Here is an 18,842-nt window from a genome sequence, read left to right as displayed (position 1 = left end):
TTCCGCTCCCCATCGTGGACGGCCTCGGCCCGCTCCCCCTCGCCTCGGCCCCTGTTCCCGGCCCGTCACTTTCCGGTTTGCCCCGCTTTTGCCCCGCTTTAAGGCGTCATTTCCCAGGGGCACACTCCGTCGCCATGGCTGCGCCCGGAGAGTCTTGACCGGTAGGCTTTCCGTGTGATCTTCAAGCGCATCGGAAACGGCCGGCCGTACCCCGACCACGGCCGGGAAAGCACCCGGCAGTGGGCGGACGTGGCGCCGCGCCCGGTCCGCCTCGATCAGCTCGTGACGACCAAGGGCCAGCTCGACCTGGAGACGTTGCTCGCCGAGGACTCGACCTTCTACGGCGACCTCTTCGCGCACGTCGTGAAGTGGCAGGGCGACCTCTACCTGGAGGACGGCCTGCACCGCGCGGTCCGCGCGGCGCTCCAGCAGCGCCAGGTGCTCCACGCCCGCGTACTCGAACTGGACTGACGCGAGCGGCCGGACGGCCGCGAGGACCGGGCGCGCCCCGTACGCCACCCCGCGTTGACCCTTTCGGGTTGGACTGCTCACCGGTAGATGATCATTTAGTAGGCATCGCCTTCGCGCGGCACTACGCTGCGCCCATGAGCATGCTCACTCCCCCCGGCATGGGCGGCAAATACCGCATCACGGGGGACAGATATCCCCGAATGCGCCGCACCGGCGGGCGCCGCAGGATCGTGCTCGCGATCATCGCCTCCGCCGCGGCCATAGGCCTCATCGGCTGGGGCACGCTGGAGCTCATCCACGTCTTCTCCGGCACGGACAAGGCGTCGGCCGCGGGCCGGTCCGCGCGGCACTGCGACCGCGGCGGCCCCGGGACCGGGACCAAGAGCGGGGCCAGGCCCGCCGTCGAGGCCAGACCCCTGCCCAGGCCCGCCCAGATCACCGTCAACGTCTTCAACGCCACCCCCCGCGGCGGCCTCGCCAAGAACACCGCGGACGAGCTGAAGAAGCGCGGCTTCGCCATCGGCAAGGTCGGCAACGCGACGAAGCAGTACGACAAGAAGGTCAAGGGCACCGGGATACTGCTCGGCGCGAAGACGGCCGCCGACAGCGCGCTCCCCGTCCTCGGCACGCAGCTCGCGGGCGCCGAGCACAGGACGGACGGCCGCACGGGCGGCGAGGTCGACCTGATCCTCGGCACACGGTTCAAGGACCTGGCCAAAAAGGAGGACGCCGACAAGGCCTTGGCGGCACTCGCCAAGCCCGAGCCGACGTCCACACCGTCCGGCGAGAAGAACTGCTGACCGCGGCGGTTACTCCGCCGTGCCGTACATCCGGTCTCCGGCGTCGCCGAGGCCGGGCACGATGTAGCCCTGCTCGTTGAGCCGCTCGTCGACCGACGCCGTCACGACCGTCACCGGCGTGCCCGCGAGCTCGCGCTCCATGATCTCGACGCCCTCGGGGGCGGCCAGCAGCACCACGGCGGTCACGTCGTCGGCGCCTCGCTTGATGAGTTCCCGGATCGCCGCGACGAGCGTGCCGCCCGTGGCGAGCATCGGGTCGAGGACGTACACCTGGCGCCCGGAGAGGTCCTCCGGCATGCGCGTCGCGTACGTGGAGGCCTCCAGGGTCTCCTCGTTGCGGATCATGCCGAGGAAGCCCACCTCGGCGGTCGGCAGCAGCCGCACCATGCCGTCGAGCATGCCGAGACCCGCCCGCAGGATCGGCACGACCAGCGGACGCGGGTGCGACAGCTTCACGCCCGTCGTCCTCGTCACGGGGGTCTCGATGTCGACCTGCTCGGTGCGCACGTCCCGGGTGGCCTCGTACGCGAGCAGGGTGACCAGCTCGTCGGCGAGGCGCCGGAAGGTCGGGGAGTCGGTGCGCTTGTCGCGCAGCGTGGTGAGTTTGTGCGCCACCAGCGGGTGGTCGACGACGTGGATCCGCATGGCATCAACAGTAACCGGGCCCGGCCCCCGCGCCGCTCGTCGGCATCAATACCGCCGACCAGGGGAAGGTGGGACGTACGGACTGAGGTGGTGTGGCCCATGGCGGAACGCAAGCCGGATGACGAGACCGACGCCGAGCGCCGCAGGCGCCGCGCACAGTTTCTGCGGGAGCGCGCCGAGGCCATCGAGCTCCGGGACCGTGTGAAGCCGCGCCGCGCCCGGGCGGCACGGATGCGTCAGCAGATGCGTATGCGTACGTTCCGCTGGTGACCGCCCCGGCGCGCGGCGGGCCCCGCGGGGGGCACCGGATGAAGCCGACGCGGACACAGCGGGCCGAAGACCTCTCCTGACGGCGCTGTTTCTGCCACGATTCCGAATGGGCGGGGCTCGGCACAGCAGCTCCCCGCCCCCCGACCTCGCCGGGGGGACCCCAAACCGCCAACCGGCACTGCCTATGACCAGTGGGAGAGTCACGGTGTACTTCGCCGCACTGCTCGCGCGCACCGAAGACGGGTGGGAAGCGAGCGACACAGAGCTCGACGATGTGGAGACCCTGGCGGATCTGGCCGATCTGGCCCGAGAAGCCACGGCCGACTACGACGACGACACAGTGCTCGTCTTCATCGAACAGGAAGGCGCGTGGTTCGGCGTCGTCCGCGTGGACGGCGAGGAGGATCCCCGTATCTATGTCTCGGACGCGGCCGCGGCCGCCCGCAGCTCGTACGGGGAGATCCTGCTCACCGACGAAATGCTCGGCCGCGCCCCGGGCGCCGACGACACGGTCGCCGACCTCGACGCCCTCGACCTCGACGGTACGGAGGACGGAGAACCGGAGGACTCCGCCGACGGCGGGGACGACGGGCCCGCCGACACCGGCGACGCGGTGCCCCCGGGCCCGCTCGGTGACGCGGACCTCCTCACCGACCTCGGCGTGCCGGAGAAGGAGCTGCTCGGCCTGGAGGCCGGCGACGCCCTCAACGACATCGCCGAGATCCTCGGGGCGGCGGAGGTGCTGGAGACCGTCCGCTAGGTTCCCGATGTGACCGACCCGACCGACCACACCACCGACCGCACCACCGACCAGACCACTGCTCACGACCCCGTACGCGACCGCTGGCGGGCGCCCATGCGGCTCGCTCTGGCCGAGGCCGAGCTGGCCGTCCGGGGCGGCGATGTCCCCGTCGGCGCCGTCGTGCTGTCCCCGGACGGCACGACGGTGCTCGCCGCCGGGCACAACGAACGCGAACTGACCGGCGACCCCACCGCGCACGCGGAGGTGCTCGCCATCCGCAGGGCCGCCGCCGAGCTAGGCCAGTGGCGGCTGACCGGCTGCACGCTCGTCGTCACGCTGGAACCCTGCACGATGTGCGCCGGCGCGATCGTGCAGTCCCGCGTGGACCGGGTCGTCTACGGGGCGCGCGACGACAAGGCCGGAGCCGCCGGCTCGCTCTGGGACGTCGTACGCGACCGCAGGCTCAACCACCGCCCCGAAGTCATCCATGACGTCCTCGCCGAGGAGGCCGCCGGACTCCTCACCCGCTTCTTCCGCGAGGGGCACCGGGGCCGCTGAACCGGGACGCCGGGACGCCGCGCGGAACGGATTTCTGACCACGGCCCATCTTGGGCTAGAGTTCCTCTCGGTAGCGTGTCCGAGCGGCCGAAGGAGCTCGCCTCGAAAGCGAGTGTGGCGCAAGTCACCGAGGGTTCAAATCCCTCCGCTACCGCTCTTGACACGAAGGGCCCGTCCGATCGGACGGGCCCTTCGTCGTGCTGCCGGGAGAACCCCAGAAGAGTGCGGCCGGAAGAGAGTGGCCGGAAGAGAGAAGGACGGGGGAAGCGGCACCGGGGGGACAAAGCCGCTTCCCCCGACGAGGACCAGCCCTCAAGTCGGCGCCGTCGTCAGGGGGAAGCAGACGGCGCGGACCCCGCAGTGGGGCCGGTCCCTCGCCCGTGGATTCCTGCCAGATCCGCCGGGCTCACCATCCATCCTGCGCTCCGTGCCACCGGAGGAAGGCAGGCAAACGACCTGGGGATGTGGGCCGTTGGTCCTTAAAAGCCCGGTGAGTGCGCGCCGGGTTAGACTCACCGCCGTCACAGGGGTCACACGGGGCGCGGGTAAGGGGAGGCCAGATCGTGGCAGTGCAGTGGAAGAAGATCAGCCTCTTCGTGGTGGTCGTCTTCGTTCTCTACGTGATCATCACCGACCCCGCCAAGGCCGCGGACTACGTGCAGATAGGCTTCGAAGGCGTTTCGAGCGCCGCTCAGAGCATCGGCGACTTCATGACGTGGGTCGCCAACGGAGGCAAGGACTGAGCGGCCGCCAAGGCCGTCAGGCCCCAGCCCTCTCCAAGGAGTGCCCGTGATCCGCCATCTGGTCCTCTTCAAGCTCAACGACGGTGTGCGGCGCGACGAGCCGCGCGTGGTCGAGGGCGTCGACGCCTTCCGCGCGCTCGGCGGGCAGATCCCGGAACTGACGTTCTGGGAGTGCGACTGGAACATCACCGACCGCCCCATCGCGTACGACTTCGCCATCAACTCCGCGGTCGAGGACACCGAAGCGCTGAAGCGGTACCTGGAACACCCGGCCCACCAGGCGGGCGTCGCCATGTGGCGGGAGTTCGCCACGTGGGTGATCGCCGACTACGAGTTCTGAGCCGCCCCGGAGGCCCCTGCTCCGCGCCACCCGCCGGACCCCTGCCCTCACGGCTCCGCACGGCCCCGCACCACGACGGTGCGGGGCCGTTCCGCGTTCCCGGCCTCAACTTGCCCCTCAACACGTAGTTATCGGGTGCTTGCACACAGTGCACATGTCTTGTGATGCTATGACCGCTTTTGACGGATGAGTTGACCGAGGTCGACTGAGACCGATTGAGACCGATTCAGGTCGACCGAGCTTGACTGGGCTTGACCGAGAAGGGGTGGCGTTGACCGTGCCGGCCAGTACTGCGCCCGAGGCTCCACCCACGAAGACCGCACCGAGCACCGGAAGCACCCGCGGCGCCGACACCCGGGCCCTCACCCAGGTCCTCTTCGGCCAGCTCAAGGACCTGGAGCCGGGCAGCCCCGAGCACGGCCGGGTACGCGGCGCGCTCATCGAAGCCAACCTGCCCCTCGTGCGGTACGCGGCGGCCCGCTTCCGCAGCCGCAACGAGCCGATGGAGGACGTCGTCCAGGTCGGCACCATCGGGCTGATCAACGCCATCGACCGCTTCGACCCGGACCGCGGGGTGCAGTTCCCGACCTTCGCGATGCCGACCGTCGTCGGTGAGATCAAGCGGTACTTCCGCGACAACGTCCGCACAGTCCACGTGCCACGGCGGCTGCACGAGCTGTGGGTGCAGGTGACGGGCGCCACCGAGGACCTCACCACCGCCTTCGGGCGCTCCCCCACGACCGCCGAGATCGCCGAGCGGCTGCGCATCACCGAGGAGGAGGTGCTCGCCTGCATCGAGGCCGGCCGCTCGTACCACGCCACGTCACTGGAGGCGGCCCAGGAGGGCGACGGGCTGCCCGGCCTGCTCGACCGGCTCGGTTACGAGGATCCCGCGCTCGACGGCGTCGAACACCGCGACCTCGTACGCCATCTCCTCGTCCAACTGCCCGAGCGCGAGCAGCGGATCCTCCTGCTGCGCTACTACAGCAATCTGACGCAGTCACAGATCAGCGCCGAACTGGGCGTTTCCCAGATGCATGTGTCGAGGCTGCTCGCCAGGAGCTTCGCGCGACTTCGGTCCGCAAATCGGATCGAGGCGTAACCGTATCGAGTGGAGTGCGGTCGGGGCTCTTCCCGACGGCACGCCTGGCCGAAATGCCGCAGACCCCCTCTTTCCTGCACGGATGTCACCCTTGTTTGTCGACAAGTAACTACAGCGCGTTGCCGACATGTGACATTCTGCTGGAACCGCGTTTGCCGTAGCCCCACCTCCGGTATTCAGGTGGAGGCTGCGTTCCTCCGACGGGAGCGCCCGCCGCGACCGTCCGCGACCTCAAGGGGGTGGCATGTCCGCAGACCAGGGCAGCTCGAAGGTGCTCACGCTCACGCTCACCAAGGGCCCGAGCGAATCCGCGCCCGACGCGCTTCAGAGCTCAACGGCCCCGGAAGCCATCGACACCAGGACCCTGTCCCGCTCCCTGTTCCTGCGGCTCGCCGCACTCGACCAGGACAGCCCCGAGCGTGTCTACGTACGCGACACGCTCATCGAACTCAACCTCCCGCTCGTGCGGTACGCGGCGGCCCGCTTCCGCAGCCGCAACGAACCGATGGAGGACATCGTCCAGGTCGGCACGATCGGCCTGATCAAGGCGATCGACCGTTTCGACTGCGAACGGGGCGTGGAATTCCCGACGTTCGCGATGCCGACCGTCGTCGGCGAGATCAAGCGCTTCTTCCGCGACACCAGTTGGTCCGTGCGGGTCCCGCGCCGCCTCCAGGAGCTGCGGCTCGCGCTGACGAAGACCAGCGACGAACTCGCCCAGCGGCTCGACCGCTCGCCGACCGTGCCCGAACTCGCCCTCGCGCTCGGGGTGTCGGAGGAGGACGTCGTCGACGGCCTGGCGGTGGGCAACGCCTACACCGCGTCCTCACTCGACTCCCCGGCCCCGGAGGACGACGGCGGCGAGGGCTCCCTCGCGGACCGGCTCGGGTACGAGGACACGGCCCTGGAGGGCGTCGAGTACCGCGAGTCCCTCAAGCCGCTGCTCGCCAAGCTGCCGCCGCGCGAGCGCCGCATCATCATGCTGCGCTTCTTCGCCAACATGACGCAGTCACAGATCGGCGAGGAGGTCGGCATCTCGCAGATGCACGTCTCACGGCTGCTCACGCGGACGCTGGCGCAGTTGCGTGACGGTCTCATCTCGGACTGACCTCCCGGAAGCCCTGCCCACCTCATGCACCGCCCGGCGTGTCAACCGCGCGCCGCGTAAGCCGTGTTGCTGACGGGTTCCTTATTGACGGGCCGTCAGCCACACTGCCGCCATGCGACGTGGTGCTCGGAACGTGCTCGGTGCGTCGGCGGCCCTGCTGTGCCTCGGCGGACTCCTCGCCACGTGCGGCGGCGGGAGCGGCGAAGGTCATGTGGCGACCGGGGCGGTCGGCTCCGTACCGGACAAGGCACCGGGCGAGGCCGGGGGCCCGACCGGTGACGTGCGGCTGATCCCGCTGGACGGTGACGCCAAAGACGCCGGAGACCAGGGAGGCCGGGGAGACGGCGGGACCGGCGGCGCGAAGGACTCCGGAGGCGGCGCCGGTGACGGCCGCGGCGACCCGGCGGCAGCGACGCCGCACGGGACGGACAGGGACGCTCCCGGAAGCAGCGGGGCGGGTGGCACGGAGGGGAAGCCGCCCACCGCTCAAGGGAGCCCACCCGCTTCGGCCACGCCCACCGGGCCGAGCGGCTCCGCTCCGCCGTCGGCCGGGACTCCACCGGGTGGCGGCCCGACGCCCCCGCGTACGGAGAGGCCCCGCCCGGCAGAACCGCCGAGCGGGCCGGCGGTGCTCAGCGTCGGTGAGCCGGAGCGGGCCCCCGCGGCCAAGCGGTGGTGCGAGAAGGTGACGGTCACCTTCCACAACTCCGGGGGATCACCGGTGCGTTCGGGCACGGTGACCTTCGGGACGCACATCATCGGGGCGCTGGGCGTCGACTGGGGAACGGTCGAGTCGACCGAAAAGCTTCCGGCCCCGATCGAAGCGGGGCGGAAGAAGACGGAAACCTGGCCGATATGTGTCGACGCGTGGCGCGTACCGCTGGGGATGCATGTCGAGACGCGGGACGTCTCGGTCGACTGGCGATGACGGCGTCCGCGGGACGTCTCGGCCGGTCGCGCGGTTCCCCGCGCCCCTGACGGGGCTCAGGTCTCCGCTAGGGCCTGTCTGACAATTCGCGTCGTCGCCCGGAGGCAGGCGGGAATTGTCAGACAGGCCCTAGAACGCCGCCGCTACTTCAGCGCCAGCCACGCCACTCCCGCCACGATCACCACGGCAAGCACCACTCCGAGGATCAGGCCGACCCGCGGACCGGAGGTGGAAGCGGGCGTCGCCGCTCGGCGGCCCTGCGGCGCCTCGTCGACAAAGGCGCGGAACATCTGCGTGCTGCCGGCGGGGTCGGGGTTGCCCTGGGGACCCTGGGGGTTGTGTGCCATGGAGCAGGACCCTAGCGAATCCACGGCTCCCGGCCCAACCCCCGCCCGCCTGGGACTTTACGCACGCAGCCCCAGAGCTTTGCCGACTCTTTAGGGCCTTGGTCCGGTTTTAGTTTGCCTGTGGCAACCAACTGGTTTTATCGTTGCCCTAAGCAACAAATACCCAGGAGGTGCCGTGGCCGCGCAGCGTCAGTACGAGGAGCTGGCCCGACAGCTCAGCGCCATCGGTGCCGTGAAGCGCGGTCTCGGCCGGGGTCTGCCCCACGACTGCCCCGGCGGGTCCGCCGCCGTACTCGTCCTGCTGGATCGCCACGGCGCGATGCGGATGAGCAGGCTCGCGGAGCTGCTCGCCGTGGACATGTCGGTGACGAGCCGCCATGTCGCGCATGTCGCGGAGAGGGAGTGGATCGTCCGCGATCCCGACCCCGCGGACAAGCGCTCCCGGATCCTGCGGCTCACGCCCGAGGGCAAGGCCAAGGTCGACGAGCTCTCCGAGCTCTCCATCCGGACCCTCACCCACTACTTGCACGACTGGACCGACGACGAGGTCGTCCAGCTCAGCACGTTGCTCGCGCGTCTGCGCGACAGCTTCGGGGACTGCCGCGCGGCTTCGGCCCGGCTGCCCCACCCCACCCACGACGTGTCCCCCCACGACGTACAGACCACCCGTACACCCGCGTAAGAAGAGGAAGTCCATGGCAACAACCACACCAGCCGGTGTGCGGGGCAGCCATGCCAAGCACGGAGCCCACCACGGTCACCCCGACGCGAACGCTCCGATGACGCACCGGCAGATCATGGAAGCGCTGTCCGGGCTGCTGCTCGGCATGTTCGTGGCGATCCTGTCGTCGACGATCGTCTCCAACGCCCTGCCCGAGATCATCGGTGACCTCGGCGGCGGCCAGTCCGCCTACACCTGGGTCGTCACCGCCTCGCTGCTCGCGATGACGGCGACCACGCCCCTGTGGGGCAAGCTCTCGGACCTCTTCAGCAAGAAGGCCCTGGTCCAGATAGCCCTGATCATCTACGTCGGCGGTTCCGTCGTCGCCGGTCTCTCGCAGAGCGCCGGGATGCTGATCGCCTGCCGCGTCGTGCAGGGCATCGGCGTCGGCGGTCTCTCCGCCCTGGCGCAGATCGTCATGGCCGCGATGATCTCCCCGCGTGAGCGCGGGCGTTACTCCGGCTACCTCGGCGCGACCTTCGCGGTCGCCACCGTCGGCGGCCCGCTGCTCGGCGGCGTCATCACCGACACCTCGTGGCTCGGCTGGCGCTGGTGCTTCTACGTCGGTGTGCCCTTCGCGATCATCGCGCTGATCGTCCTCCAGAAGACCCTGAAGCTTCCCGTCGTGAAGCGGGACGTCAAGGTCGACTGGGCCGGCGCCTTCTTCATCAGCGCCGCCGTCTGCCTGCTGCTCGTCTGGGTCACCTTCGCCGGTGACAAGTACGACTGGATGTCGTGGCAGACCGCCGCCATGGTCGGCGGGTCGGTCGTCCTCGGGCTGATCTTCGTGTTCGTCGAGTCCAAGGCCAGTGAGCCGATCATCCCGCTGCGGCTCTTCCGCAACCGCACCATCACGCTCGCCTCGCTCGCCTCGCTCTTCGTGGGTGTCGCGATGTTCGCGGGCACGGTCTTCTTCAGCCAGTACTTCCAGCTGGCGCGGGGCGAGTCCCCGACCATGTCCGGTGTCATGACGATCCCGATGATCGGCGGCCTGTTCATCTCGTCGACCGTCTCGGGCCAGATCATCACCAAGACGGGCAAGTGGAAGGCCTGGCTGGTCAGCGGTGGTCTGCTGGTGACGGCGGGCCTCGGTCTGCTCGGCACCATCCGGTACGACACCGAGTACTGGCACATCGCGATCTACATGGCTCTGATGGGTCTCGGCATCGGCATGATGATGCAGAACCTGGTGCTCTGCACCCAGAACCAGGTCGAGCCGCAGGACCTCGGCGCCGCCTCCTCCGTCGTCACCTTCTTCCGCTCCCTCGGCGGTGCCATGGGTGTCTCGGCGCTGGGCGCGATCATGGCCACGCGGATCACCGACTACGTCAAGGACGGCATCACCGACCTCGGCCCGAAGGCCGCCGCGCAGTTCGGCCACGGCGGCACCGGTGGCGGCGGCATCCCTGACCTGGACAAGATCCCCGAGCCGTTCCGCACGGTGATGGAGAGCGCGTACGGGCACGGCATCGCCGACGTCTTCCTGATCGCCGCGCCGATGGCGCTGATCGCCTTCCTGATCACGCTGTTCATCAAGGAGGTCCCGCTGCGGACGTCCGGCGCGCTGGCCCAGGCCACCGCCGGGGACACCCCCGCGGACGCCGCGGCTCCCGCTTCGGCTGCTTCGGCCGGCTCCGCCGAGGAGCCCGTCCTCGCCTCCGTCGCCTCGCGCACCGAGGCCGGACCCGAGGGCACGCAGCGGCTCGCCGCCGTGGCGTCCGCCGCCGAGGCCGCGTCCGGGGGCCTTCCCCCGGTCACCGACGGCATCCCGGTGCACGGCCATGTCCGCGGCGCCGAGAGCGCGCCCGTCCCGCAGGCCGCCGTCACGCTGATCTCCCTCGGGGGACGGCAGCTCGGCCGCGCGGTCGCCCAGGGCGACGGGGCCTACTCCGTCGACGCCCCCGGCGCCGGGTCGTACGTGCTCATCGCCTCCGCCGACGGTTTCCAGCCGCAGGCCTCGACCGTCGTGGTGGGCGAGGACGCCCTCGCGTACGACATCCTGCTGAGCGGCACCAGCGGGCTCAGCGGTGTGGTGCGGGACGCGGACAGCAAGCTGCCCGTCTCCGGTGCCATGGTCATCGTGACCGACGTGCGCGGTGACGTCCTCGCCACCGGGCTCTCCGGCGAGCAGGGCGAGTTCACCTTCGCCGAGCTGGTCCCCGGCACCGTCACCATCGCGGTGAACGCCGCAGGACACCGGCCCATGGCCCTGCCCGTCGAGGTCGGCGGGGCCGGGGTCACCCGGGTCGAGGTCGAGCTCAGCGCCGGCGCCCGGGTGCTCGGCACCGTCCGTGCGGGCGGCGGGCCGCTGAACGACGCGCGGGTCACGCTCGTCGACGCGGCGGGCAACGTCGTCGCCACCGCCACCACCGGGGCGGACGGGGCGTACGCCTTCACCGATCTCGACAGCGGTGAGTACACGGTCATCGCGACCGGCTACCCGCCGGTGGCGACCGGCCTGTCGGTGACCGGCAGCGGCGTCGACGGCCACGACATCGAGCTCGCCCACCCGGGCGAGTGACGACCCCGGCCCGTGGCCGCGCCCCGAGCGGAGGCGTGGCCACGGGCCGGTCGCGGAAAGGGCCCCCGGGCCGGCGGTGGCGTTCACGGCAGGGGACGGCCGGCCACCGCCGCCCGGGGGCCGTCCGTTCCCCGGCCTGACGGGACTTGAACTTTTTTGTGGCCTCCTGACAGGGGCCCGGCAAGGAGTAAACGGGATGGGACTCAACGCTCGGATCCGCACGCGCGACGGATGGGCCGTGCCGCACGCCGTCGTCACGGTGACCGACATGACCGGGGCGCAGATGCTGCGCGCGGCGGCCGACGAGGAGGGCGTCGTACGCGATGACACGGCCCTGGTGCCGGGGCCGTACACCGTCATCGTCACCGCCGTCGGCTACGCGCCCGTGGCCTCCACGGCCCTCGTCACGGCCAGCGGCCGGGCCGAGGTCGGCAGCGTCGTCCTCGCCCGGCAGGGCGGCACGGAGCTGCCGCCGCCGGGGCCCTGGACCATCGACCCGGCGCACTCCACCGTGGGCGCCGTCGCCCAGCACCTCGGGATCACCAGCGTGCACGGGCGGTTCACGGAGTTCGGGGGGCGCGTGGAGATCGCCGAGGACGTGGCGAAGTCACGGGTCGAGGCGGTCATCCGGTCGTCATCGATCGACACGGGCAACGGCATGCGCGACGGGCACCTGAAGTCGCCGGACTTCCTGGACGTCGACCAGTACCCGGAGATCACCTACCGGTCGAGCGGCCTGACGGCGGCCGGGGCGGACCGCTGGACGGTCCACGGGGAGCTGGGCATGCACGGTGTCGTACGCCCCGTCGACCTGGAGCTGAGCTACCTGGGGACCGGCGCGGACCCCTGGGGCGGCACCCGGGCGGCCTTCCGGGCCACGGCCGAGCTGCGGCGCGAGGACTTCGCCATGAACTACAACCAGGTGGTGCAGGCGGGGATCTCGGCGATCGGCACGACGCTGCGGGTGGAGCTGGACATCCAGGCCGTGCAGGGGGACGCGCTTCCGCAGGCCTGATCCGCGTACGCGGGTATGTGTCCACGCGATGTCCCGGCGCCCGTCAGAGTCCCTGGCGGGCGTCCGGCGTCTCGCCTCGACCGGCTCGCTCCCCTCGTTTCTCTTGTTCGAGAAGGGATTCGATCCCGGCGATCATCAGGTCGAGGGCCACCGTGAAGTCCCGCTGCCACAGTTCCTCCACCGTGGCGTCGCCGCGCACCGCCAGCAGCTCCTTCGCGCTCTCCATGATCCCGTGCGAGGAGAGTTCGTCCTCGACCGTCCCGGTCGCCTCCCGGTAGTACTCGTCCTGGGTCATGCCCGCCGCCGCGCACCGCGCCGCGTAGTGGCTCTCGATGGTCCCGAAGCCGTACACGAACTGGAAGACCGCCGAGATCGCGCCGTTCTGCGTGTGCGGGGGCAGGCCGGTCCTGCGTACCGTCTGCTGCACCGCGACGGCGAACGCCAGCCAGTTCGGCCCGATGTTGAGGAACCTGCCGACCAGCGGCGAGACCCAGGGGTGGCGGATCAGCAGCGCGCGGTACTCGTCGGCGAGGGCCCGGAGCTGGTCGCGCCAGGACACGTCGGCCGCCTCCGTGTCGGGCAGCCGCATCTCGCCGCACACCGCGTCGAGGGCGAGCTCCAGGAGGTCGTCCTTGGTGTCCACGTACCAATAGACGGACATCGCCGTGACGTTCAGCTCCGCGGCGAGCCTGCGCATGGAGAACTTGGCGAGGCCCTCCGCGTCCAGGAGCCGGACCGAGGCCTCGGTGATGCGGTCCCGGTCGAGGCCGCTGGGCTGGTCGCCCCTGCGTCCCCCGCCGCGGGGAGCCTTGCCCTGGAGCCAGACACTGATCCGCGCCGGGTTCTTCGTGCCGCCGGCTGCCTTGGCCATGGCGCGCCTTCCTGGTTGGTCCTGGGGCCCGGGTGGTGGTCCCCCGATGCTATGCCGCCGCCTTCCCCACGGAGTCTGCCCTCTCCGCCCTGCGCAGCAACGCGGCCGCGAGGACACCGCCGAGGAACACCGCGACCGCGCCCACCAGCTGACTCGTCTCCAGTCCTGAGGCGAACGCGTCGGCGATCCGCTCCCGCTCCCCGGGCGACTTCGCCGCGGCCATGGCCGCCGGGAAGGACGCCGCGGAGACCGCCACGAGGGAGGCGAAGCGGGAGTTGAGGACCGCGCCGAGGACGGCGACGCCGAGGCCGTTGCCGAACTCCGCGAGGGTGCCGTTGACGCCCGCGCCGACGCCGGCCTTCTCCACCGGGATGGCGCTCATGATGGCGTTGGCCATGGCGGGCATGGCGAACGCGATGCCCGCGCCCATGATGACGAGCCCGGCCAGCATGCCGTTGTAGTCGTCGCCGCCGAGCAGCGCTATCACCGCGAGACCGGCGGCCAGAGCGCTCATGCCGGACAGGATCGTCGCGGGCGTGCCCAGCTTGGCGTGGAGCTTCGCGCCGACGCCGGTGAGGTTCAGGGCGACGATGGTCACCGCGAGCGGCGCCGTCCGCAGGCCCGCCTCCAGCGGCTCGTACCCGAGGACGAACTGGAGGTGCTGGGTGAGCAGGAAGAGCGAGCCGCTCAGGCCGAAGGCGACCAGGATCGCGCCCGCCACCGCGCCGACGAACCGCTGGTTGCGGAAGAAGTGCATGTCCAGCATGGGGTACGGGATGCGCAGCTCCCACAGGACGAAGGCGCCGAGGACCAGCACGCCGACCGTCGCGGAGACCAGCACCTGCGACGACGTCCAGCCGTGGTCGGGCCCGGAGATGATCGCGTAGACCACCGAGGCCATGCCGATGGTGGACAGCAGCGCGCCGAGCAGGTCGGGGCGGTCGCCCCGGGGGTTCTTGGACTCGGGCACGAGCTTGGCGACCGCGAGCAGGCCCAGCAGCGCCACGGGGAGGTTGATCAGGAAGATCGAGCCCCACCAGAAGTGGTTCAGCATGAAGCCGCCGAGCAGCGGACCGGCCGCGAAGCCGAGGGAGTTGATGGTCGACCAGAGGCCGATCGCCTTCACGCGCTCGGTCTCGTCGAAGATCTGTACGACGACCGCGAGCGTCGTGGTCATCAGGAGCGCGCCGCCGACGCCCATGCCCGCGCGGGCGGCGATGAGCTGCGCGGAGGACTGCGCGAACGCCGCGACGCACGAACCGATGCCGAAGAGCGCGAGGCCCGTGAGCAGCATCTTCTTGCGGCCGTAGCGGTCGGCGGAGCTGCCCGCGGTGAGCAGCAGCCCTGACTGCACGAGCGAGTAGGCGTTGATCATCCACTGGATGTCGGACGTGGACGCGTCCAGCTCCCGGGTGAGGGAGGGGATCGCGACGCTCAGGACGGTGTTGTCGAGCAGCACGGTGAGCTGGGCGAGGCAGATGACGCCGAGGATCAGCCAGCGCTGCGGGTGCCGGGGTGGGGCGGCCGAGGACTCGGCGGTCGTCGCCGTCATGCGGGGCTCCTGGTCTCGGGTGGTTCTACGGTGTACGAGGCTGCGTGACTCATACACCGTAGAGCAGCTCCCATACGGCGTACAAGCCGTTATCCGGCCCGAGGGGGAGCGGGGCCGCGGCGTCGCTGCTTCTTCGGCCGGGTCAGGTCGTAGAACGCCGCGCTGCCCGCCGTCACCTTGGTGAAGGCCGACTCGACCCACGCCGTGATCGGGGACGAGGCGATGAGGCTGTACGTACGCGAGATGAACTCCCGCTTGGGCCCGCGCACCACCCGTGAGCCGCCCGCGAGCCGCGTGCCGATCGCGAGGTCCGAGTGGCCCGAGATCAGCGGGGCGACCAGCGGCAGCAGCGCGTTGAGGTCGGTGGACAGGTCGACGTCCGGTCGAGCCGGACGTGCCGCACCTCGTCCACGGAACCGGCCAGGCGGGCGGCGACGCTCGCGGTGCCGTCCGTGGACGCGTCGTCGGCGACGGTGATGCGGAAGGGGTAGGGGAAGGTGCGCAGGAGGTGGTCGTGCAGCCGCAGGACGCACGGCCCGAGATCCTTCTCCTCGTTGTGGACGGGGATCACGACGTCCATGACGGGCACGTCGCGCCATGCGGCGGGAAGGTGGTCCCGCGACGGCAGGACGCCCGGGAGAGAGCCGGTTCGCATGCGGCCGACACTCGCCAAGTGGTCTGTCAGGGCAGTGGACTGCCGCTGTCGCTGTCCGCCTCGGTGCTCACGAGGGCCCACGCGACCGAGCCGTCCCGGCCCCCCTGCGCGCCGACGGTGCCGATCTCCTGGGGGCCCCGCGAGACGAACTCCAGCGCATCACCGTGCGTGCCGGGGTTGCTGCCGGGCTTCGGCAGCCGGCTCTCACCGGGCGCGAGGACGGGCCCGGCGGCCCGCTCGGCGGCGTCGCCGAGCGCGCCGTCCAGCTGGTCGTACAGGTGCGACTTGAGCGCGATGGTGGTGACGGTGCCGATCACCGCGCCGACGACGGCGATCAGCGCGACCGCGGAGAGGAGGAGCCGGGTGCGGAGGGTACTCTTCCGCTGCCGTCGCCCGCCGGGGCGTCCCACGAGGCGGGCGGCGCGTCTCACGAAGGCGTGGCGGCGGGTGCTGGGGTGGGTGCGGCGGGTGTTACGGCCGGCGCTGCGGCGGGCTTGATCAGATACCCCGCCCCGCGCCGCGTGTGGATCATCGGCTCCCGTCCGGCGTCGATCTTCCTGCGCAGATACGAGATGTAGAGCTCGACGACGTTGGCCTGGCCCCCGAAGTCGTAGTTCCACACCCGGTCGAGGATCTGCGCCTTGCTGAGCACGCGCCGCGGATTGCGCATGAGGTAGCGAAGGAGTTCGAACTCGGTGGCGGTCAGATGGATGGAGTCCCCGCCGCGCGTCACCTCATGGCTGTCCTCGTCGAGGGTCAGATCCCCCACCACAAGGATGGACTCACTGCGCTTGCCCGCGGCCCCGGCCCGCCGGATGAGGCCGCGCAGCCGCGCCACCACTTCCTCCAGGCCGAAGGGCTTGGTCACGTAGTCGTCGCCGCCGGCCGTGAGCCCGGCGATGCGGTCCTCCACCGCGTCCTTCGCGGTCAGGAACAGCACGGGCACGTCCGGCAGCTCCCGGCGCAGCCTGCCGAGCAGGGAGAGGCCGTCCATGTCGGGCAGCATCATGCCGAGCACCACGGCGTCGGGCCGGAACGCGCGCGCCACCCGCACCGCGCCCGCGCCGTCGCCCGCGCTGCGGATCTGCCAGCCCTCGTACCGCAGGGCCATGGACATCAGCTCGGTGAGCGACGCCTCGTCGTCCACCACGAGTACACGGACGGGGCTCCCGTCCGCCCTGAGCAGTTCGGTACGCGCCTGAGGCGTGGTCGTGGTCATACCCACAGCGTGGGCCGCGCCCCTGAGAGCACTCTTGCGTCAACCTGTGAATTCCCTGAGAAACACCGCGCGGCCTTCTCTTCCGTCACCCCCGCACGAAGCCGTGGCTCCGCTCCACCTTGGCGATGTGCAGGACGTACGACTCGTACCACTCCGCACGCCCGCGCCGCTGCGCCACGCGGTGCTCGGGATCGCTCTGCCAGGCCTTGATCGCCTCCTCGTCGCGGAAGTACCCGACGGTGATGCCGAGTCCGCCCGGCGTCCCGGCGGACTCCATCCCGAGGAATCCCGGCACGGCGGCGACCAACTCGTCCAAGCGCTCGGCGGTTTCGTCGTACCCCTGCCCGTCCCCACCACGGACGGAGGTGAAGACGACGGCGTAGTAAGGCGGTTCGAAGGGCCCGACCGGCCCCGTCACGTGATCACTCATGCCCCCCACACTCGGAGCGCGGCCACGCGGTGTCCACCCTTGGCCGCCACTCCTTGCCCTCCGGTCACCCGGATTTGACCATTCGGTCAGCAACCGCGGCAGGACCGCGGGCCGCCGCCCCCTCAGAAGAGCCCGTCCTGCTCACTCCCACCCCCGGCGCTTACCAACGCTTCCACCGGGACGGTCACCTCGGCGCCAGGCCCCGCGTCGACCCCGGCCAGCTGCCACCCCACCAGGACGCGCGTATCGACGACCAGCACCCGCCCGTCCGCGACCGCCAGATGCAGATCGGGCCCGGCCGCGGCGACGAGCCGCCCCGCGAGGACCCCGCCGTCGACCACCTCCCGCACGACGCCGTCAGCGGCCCCGCGCGCCCTTTCCCCGGGGCCGGACACCGCTTGCACCCCCTCCAGGCCACGCACCCCTTCCCTCAGGCCGGACGCCGCTTCCGCCAGGCCGAACTCCGCGGAGTGGTCGACCGCTTCGAACTCCACCCGCTCCAGTGCCTCGGCCCACCCCTCCAGCACGACCGCCCGCCGGTACAGCCCCTCCAACTCCCGCGCCCGCTCCGCCCACCCGGGCAGCGCCCCCCGCACCGCCCGCTTGCGCGCGTACGGCACCCGGTCCGGCACCCCGAGGGCCGCCCGCAGCAACTCCTCCGTACGCCGGGCCGCCATCAGCGGCCCCCGCCCCAACCAGCAGAACGCCACGGCCCCCTGCTCCAGGAGCCGCATGGCACCCCGCTCCTCGGCCGTGATCCCGACCTTGAGCAACCCCGCCCCGAACCACGCGAGGTACACCCGGTACGGACGCGGATCGTCCGGCACCCCGTCCGCCGCCACGGAGAACGCCCGGTCGAGCCGCGCGCACTCGGGGCACCGCGCCTGCGTGGCCCGCGCCGGCACCACGGCCCGCAGGGGGCACGGGTTGCCGCGCGCTCCCACGCACCGCCGTTCACCGACGGCCCGGAAGCCGATCACCCGCCCGTACGCGAGGGCACTGCTCCTGCCCCCCGCCCACCGCAGCACGGGCCCCCCACCCGGCCACCCGAGTCCCGCGCAACGCCACTCCATCGCCGTACTCCTCCCGAGAGGCGATCCACGATGCCGCATGCCACTGACATCGGGCCTGCGGCCTCGCGATGCCCGGCGGGCAGCGTCATCCCGCCGCAGCGATGACAGACGCGCCTCGATCCCGCCGCTGACGTCCCGGGGTGAGTATTCGCTGGGGCACCGGGCAACGCGAAAGGCCCCCGGATCATCTCCGGGGGCCTTTCGCCTGCTGTGCACTCGGCAGGATTCGAACCTGCAACCTTCTGATCCGTAGTCAGATGCTCTATCCGTTAAGCTACGAGTGCTTGTGCTTCCGGGGTTTTTTCTGCCCCGTCGGCGTTGCGAGAACAACATTACATGACCTGCGCCGTGAGGCGAAATCCGTTTCCCTCACCCGCTCTGAGCTGGGCAAACACCCTCAGGGCCACCACACCCGGCCGCCTGGGCAGGCGCCCGTCCCGCCCCGGACACGACCGAAGCCCCGGTCGAGGACGACCGGGGCTTCGGGTTCAACCTGCGGAGGCGGAGGGATTTGAACCCTCGATGGGCTTTAAGGCCCAAACCGCATTAGCAGTGCGGCGCCATAGACCGGACTAGGCGACGCCTCCAGCTTGCACACCTGCGCGAGCGCGGGGGTGCGTGCAGATGATGACACAGCCAGGCGGGGTGTCACCAATCGCGTCCTCCACGGTACTAGTCGCGCGGCCCGCAGAGCAAAGCGTCAGCCCGCCCCGCAACGTCACGCGGCGGAC

At 70.9% G+C, this 18,842-nt stretch carries 21 protein-coding genes, 3 tRNA genes and 1 pseudogene; 14 read left to right on the top strand and 11 right to left on the bottom strand.

What is annotated here, in order from left to right:
• Positions 1-174 precede the first annotated feature (174 nt).
• Entirely contained in the window at positions 175-471 is a 297-nt protein-coding gene (locus ACF062_RS24110; protein ID WP_003999914.1) for a type II toxin-antitoxin system VapB family antitoxin, read from the top strand.
• Positions 472-605: 134 nt separating this feature from the next.
• Positions 606-1,271: a LytR C-terminal domain-containing protein gene (locus ACF062_RS24105; protein WP_392141068.1), complete on the top strand. Its 666-nt coding sequence runs from the start codon at positions 606-608 to the stop codon at positions 1,269-1,271.
• A gap of 9 nt (positions 1,272-1,280) precedes the next feature.
• On the opposite strand, the gene upp is transcribed toward ACF062_RS24105, so the two are convergent.
• On the bottom strand, positions 1,281-1,916 hold the full coding sequence (gene upp / locus ACF062_RS24100) for a uracil phosphoribosyltransferase (protein ID WP_223775558.1): 636 nt from the start codon (positions 1,914-1,916) through the stop codon (positions 1,281-1,283).
• Between the two features lie 99 nt (positions 1,917-2,015).
• Here upp and ACF062_RS24095 point away from each other — a divergent pair, with 99 nt between their 5' ends.
• From ACF062_RS24095 to ACF062_RS24055, 9 genes are all read left to right on the top strand, one after another.
• A complete protein-coding gene (locus ACF062_RS24095; RefSeq protein WP_199809524.1) occupies positions 2,016-2,186 on the top strand; it encodes a hypothetical protein in 171 nt (56 codons plus the stop codon).
• Positions 2,187-2,391: 205 nt separating this feature from the next.
• On the top strand, positions 2,392-2,946 hold the full coding sequence (locus ACF062_RS24090) for a hypothetical protein (RefSeq protein WP_392141220.1): 555 nt from the start codon (positions 2,392-2,394) through the stop codon (positions 2,944-2,946).
• A 96-nt stretch (positions 2,947-3,042) separates the two neighbouring features.
• Entirely contained in the window at positions 3,043-3,486 is a 444-nt protein-coding gene (tadA, locus tag ACF062_RS24085) for a tRNA adenosine(34) deaminase TadA (protein ID WP_392141218.1), read from the top strand.
• Positions 3,487-3,555: 69 nt separating this feature from the next.
• Positions 3,556-3,640, top strand: a tRNA-Ser gene (locus tag ACF062_RS24080).
• 409 nt (positions 3,641-4,049) lie between these two features.
• A complete protein-coding gene (locus tag ACF062_RS24075; protein WP_223775559.1) occupies positions 4,050-4,229 on the top strand; it encodes a hypothetical protein in 180 nt (59 codons plus the stop codon).
• 46 nt (positions 4,230-4,275) lie between these two features.
• Positions 4,276-4,569 carry a Dabb family protein gene (locus tag ACF062_RS24070; protein ID WP_223775560.1) on the top strand — a complete coding sequence of 98 codons (294 nt, stop codon included), beginning with the start codon at positions 4,276-4,278 and terminating at the stop codon, positions 4,567-4,569.
• Positions 4,570-4,834: 265 nt separating this feature from the next.
• Complete coding sequence (locus ACF062_RS24065; protein WP_223775561.1) at positions 4,835-5,671, top strand: RNA polymerase sigma factor SigF; 837 nt, start codon at positions 4,835-4,837, stop codon at positions 5,669-5,671.
• 244 nt (positions 5,672-5,915) lie between these two features.
• Entirely contained in the window at positions 5,916-6,779 is an 864-nt protein-coding gene (locus ACF062_RS24060; RefSeq protein WP_356576845.1) for an RNA polymerase sigma factor SigF, read from the top strand.
• A gap of 112 nt (positions 6,780-6,891) precedes the next feature.
• Positions 6,892-7,707 carry a hypothetical protein gene (locus ACF062_RS24055; RefSeq protein ID WP_392141065.1) on the top strand — a complete coding sequence of 272 codons (816 nt, stop codon included), beginning with the start codon at positions 6,892-6,894 and terminating at the stop codon, positions 7,705-7,707.
• A gap of 143 nt (positions 7,708-7,850) precedes the next feature.
• On the opposite strand, the gene ACF062_RS24050 is transcribed toward ACF062_RS24055, so the two are convergent.
• Complete coding sequence (locus ACF062_RS24050; RefSeq protein WP_392141063.1) at positions 7,851-8,054, bottom strand: hypothetical protein; 204 nt, start codon at positions 8,052-8,054, stop codon at positions 7,851-7,853.
• Positions 8,055-8,229: 175 nt separating this feature from the next.
• On the opposite strand from ACF062_RS24050, the gene ACF062_RS24045 reads away from it, so the two are divergent.
• The 3 genes from ACF062_RS24045 (at position 8,230) to ACF062_RS24035 (ending at position 12,311) form a co-directional block, all read left to right on the top strand.
• Positions 8,230-8,736, top strand: a complete 507-nt coding sequence (locus ACF062_RS24045; protein WP_223775565.1) for a MarR family winged helix-turn-helix transcriptional regulator — start codon at positions 8,230-8,232, stop codon at positions 8,734-8,736.
• Positions 8,737-8,749: 13 nt separating this feature from the next.
• Positions 8,750-11,296: an MFS transporter gene (locus ACF062_RS24040; RefSeq protein ID WP_392141061.1), complete on the top strand. Its 2,547-nt coding sequence runs from the start codon at positions 8,750-8,752 to the stop codon at positions 11,294-11,296.
• 196 nt (positions 11,297-11,492) lie between these two features.
• Positions 11,493-12,311 (top strand): YceI family protein, encoded by an 819-nt coding sequence (locus tag ACF062_RS24035; protein WP_392141059.1) that lies wholly within the window; start codon positions 11,493-11,495, stop codon positions 12,309-12,311.
• Positions 12,312-12,354: 43 nt separating this feature from the next.
• On the opposite strand, the gene ACF062_RS24030 is transcribed toward ACF062_RS24035, so the two are convergent.
• From ACF062_RS24030 to ACF062_RS23990, 9 genes and pseudogenes are all read right to left on the bottom strand, one after another.
• Entirely contained in the window at positions 12,355-13,182 is an 828-nt protein-coding gene (locus ACF062_RS24030) for a TetR/AcrR family transcriptional regulator (protein ID WP_392141057.1), read from the bottom strand.
• Between the two features lie 49 nt (positions 13,183-13,231).
• Positions 13,232-14,734, bottom strand: coding sequence for an MFS transporter (locus tag ACF062_RS24025; RefSeq protein WP_392141055.1), 1,503 nt, complete (start codon positions 14,732-14,734; stop codon positions 13,232-13,234).
• Between the two features lie 200 nt (positions 14,735-14,934).
• A pseudogene (locus tag ACF062_RS24020) lies at positions 14,935-15,389 on the bottom strand (glycosyltransferase); the annotation flags it as partial.
• Positions 15,390-15,415: 26 nt separating this feature from the next.
• Positions 15,416-15,820: a hypothetical protein gene (locus ACF062_RS24015; protein WP_392141053.1), complete on the bottom strand. Its 405-nt coding sequence runs from the start codon at positions 15,818-15,820 to the stop codon at positions 15,416-15,418.
• Entirely contained in the window at positions 15,817-16,608 is a 792-nt protein-coding gene (locus tag ACF062_RS24010; RefSeq protein WP_392141051.1) for a response regulator transcription factor, read from the bottom strand. Before ACF062_RS24010 ends, ACF062_RS24015 begins: the two co-directional genes overlap by 4 nt.
• A gap of 85 nt (positions 16,609-16,693) precedes the next feature.
• A complete protein-coding gene (locus ACF062_RS24005) occupies positions 16,694-17,038 on the bottom strand; it encodes an antibiotic biosynthesis monooxygenase family protein (RefSeq protein WP_392141049.1) in 345 nt (114 codons plus the stop codon).
• A 122-nt stretch (positions 17,039-17,160) separates the two neighbouring features.
• Complete coding sequence (locus ACF062_RS24000) at positions 17,161-18,111, bottom strand: DUF2797 domain-containing protein (protein ID WP_392141048.1); 951 nt, start codon at positions 18,109-18,111, stop codon at positions 17,161-17,163.
• A gap of 211 nt (positions 18,112-18,322) precedes the next feature.
• Positions 18,323-18,395: transfer RNA gene (locus tag ACF062_RS23995), tRNA-Arg, on the bottom strand.
• A gap of 212 nt (positions 18,396-18,607) precedes the next feature.
• A tRNA-Ser gene (locus tag ACF062_RS23990) sits at positions 18,608-18,698 on the bottom strand.
• Positions 18,699-18,842 lie beyond the last annotated feature (144 nt).

Source organism: Streptomyces sp. NPDC015345 (assembly GCF_043078805.1).
Taxonomy (GTDB): domain Bacteria; phylum Actinomycetota; class Actinomycetes; order Streptomycetales; family Streptomycetaceae; genus Streptomyces.
This window is presented reverse-complemented; position numbering and strand designations above follow the sequence as displayed.